We start from the raw sequence: 2,361 nt of genomic DNA, 5'->3' as shown, positions 1-2,361 counted from the left end.
CCTAATATTATAATTGATGGTCCAAATGGATACCATTCTGAAGTAATCATTGGAATTCAAGGATTCTGGAGAGATAGACCAGAGCAAGCAAATCCATATGGAGAATATAACATCAAACTAGTTAGAGAAGCCAATTTAGATGCTGTCGCTGCAGCTTTAGGAGAGACTGGACTTGTAAAAGTTCTTCCAAACTCAAGTTCAACAGATAAAAAAGCAACATCAAAACCTGCCAAACTGCAAATGCATACGGTATGTCAAACTACCAGCCAAAGTGGTATAATTGTAAATGTTACTCCTGAAGACTTAGTTCATTTAGATGCTGACTTTGGTGTAAATTGTAAAGAATTTAAAGATATAGTTGCTAATGATGATAATACTGGTCCAGTAATAGGTACCGATCATATTACAAAAAATGTCTTGAATGTTTTACCAAATGATACACTCGAAGGCGTGGTCGTAACTGCTTCTGATGTAATAATAACTACTGTAACACCAAATGAGTTTTTACAATTAAATTCAGATGGCTCTGTAGATGTTTTACCGAATGCACCAGTAGGTACACTTACATTGGTATACCAAATTTGTGAAGCCGATGCAACTTCAAATTGCGATACCGCAACGGTAACAATTGTAGTTGTTGCGCCGCCGGCAGCGCCGCCGACACCAGTTGATGCGGTCGATGATACTTACAGTAATATTGGATGTAACACTTTTGGATTAGTTGGAAATGTTTTAAGTAATGATTTTAAAGGTATAACTAGAGCCAATCTAGAACTTGTAACCTTTACATTATTAACTGGAAGTAACAACAATGTAAAAACAGATCCTAATATAACATTTGATGCATTAGGAAATGTAAATGTTTCAAGTTTAACTCCAGCTGGAACTTACACTTACAGCTATCGTATTTGCGACAAACTAAGTTCTGAAAATTGTGATACAGCAACAGTAACAATAATAGTTCTGCCAAATGGTGTAACTAATATCGCCAGCCAGGCTTGTAATGATGATTCAACATTATTAAACTTAGCTAGTTTACTGCCAGAGGGCACACCAACAACAGGAACTTGGGTAGACACAAACAACACTAATGCCTTACAAGGAAGTACGCTTAACGCGTTAGGTTTAGCACTTGGCACTTACATATTCGAATATAGAATAAAAGACGATAAATGTCCTAGAACAATTGCCCTTAACATGGAAATTAACGACGATTGTAAAGTACTGCCATGTGGAAATATAGTTGTACATAATGCTTTCTCTCCTAATGGAGATGGAAAAAATGATGTTTTCGTAATTGATAGTATTGATGATTTGACCTGTTATCCAGGAAACACTGTAGAAATCTATAATCGTTGGGGAATATTGGTATTTGAAACTACAAATTATAATAATGAAACCAATGCATTTGATGGAACATCTAGAGGTAGAACAACGGTTAAAAAATCAGAAGGATTACCAACTGGAACGTACTTCTACATTTTGAACTACAAATCATTGAATGGAAATAATGAAGTTCAAAATAATAAGAAAGACGGATACCTGTATCTTTCAAAATAAAACAAAAAATGCGCTGTATCATATTTTATAATACAGCGCATTAAACAGGTGTTGATGAAAAACTTATTTTTAATTTAAGATTCATATGGGCTTTTTTGATGTAACTAAATTTGAAAAGCTAATAGGTAATAACTAAATAATACACATCTACTATGAGAACAAAATTATTTTTCTTCGTCATTATGTCTATAGCCTTAACAGGTTATGCACAGCAGGATGCACAGTATACACAGTATATGTACAATGCGATAAATATAAATCCTGCTTATGCGGGATCTCGCGGAGCTCTAAGTGTTTTTGGTCTGTACCGCACCCAATGGGTTGGATTAGACGGAGCACCAGAAACCAGCAGTTTCTCTATCAACACACCAATAAACAATAGTAATTTGGGTATAGGACTCTCGCTGGTAAATGATAAAATAGGTCCAACAAATGAGAACAATATCTCTGCTGATTTATCATATTCAATCCAAACTTCACCAGATTTTAAACTCTCTTTTGGAATTAAAGGAACAGCCAATTTATTCAATTTAGATGTTAACAAACTAAATCCTGAAGATCAAGGCGATCCACAATTTCAAGATTTAAGAAACAAATTTTCGCCAAATATTGGAGCCGGTGTTTACTGGCATTCAGATAAAGCATATATTGGTTTATCAGTTCCCAATTTCATCGAAACCAATCGTTATGATGATAATGATGTAGCCATTTACAAAGACAAAATCAATTATTATTTAATGGCCGGTTATGTATTTGATCTTGATAAATTACAATACATCAAATTCAAACCTGCTGTATTAA

General features: G+C 34.3%; 2 protein-coding genes. Both read left to right on the top strand.

Annotated elements, in window-relative coordinates; all coding sequences use genetic code 11:
* Window positions 1–1,560 (top strand): gliding motility-associated C-terminal domain-containing protein (locus BOW55_RS20575; protein ID WP_164975088.1); only part of this gene is annotated, 1,560 nt, incomplete at its 5' end.
* 152 nt (window positions 1,561–1,712) lie between these two features.
* Window positions 1,713–2,361: type IX secretion system membrane protein PorP/SprF (locus BOW55_RS20570; RefSeq protein ID WP_164975086.1), on the top strand; the 649-nt coding region annotated here is incomplete at its 3' end.

This window comes from Flavobacterium sp. YO12, from assembly GCF_004119495.1.
In the GTDB taxonomy this organism is placed as follows: domain Bacteria; phylum Bacteroidota; class Bacteroidia; order Flavobacteriales; family Flavobacteriaceae; genus Flavobacterium.
Note: the sequence above shows the minus strand (reverse complement) of the source record. Positions and strands in the feature narration are given on the sequence as shown.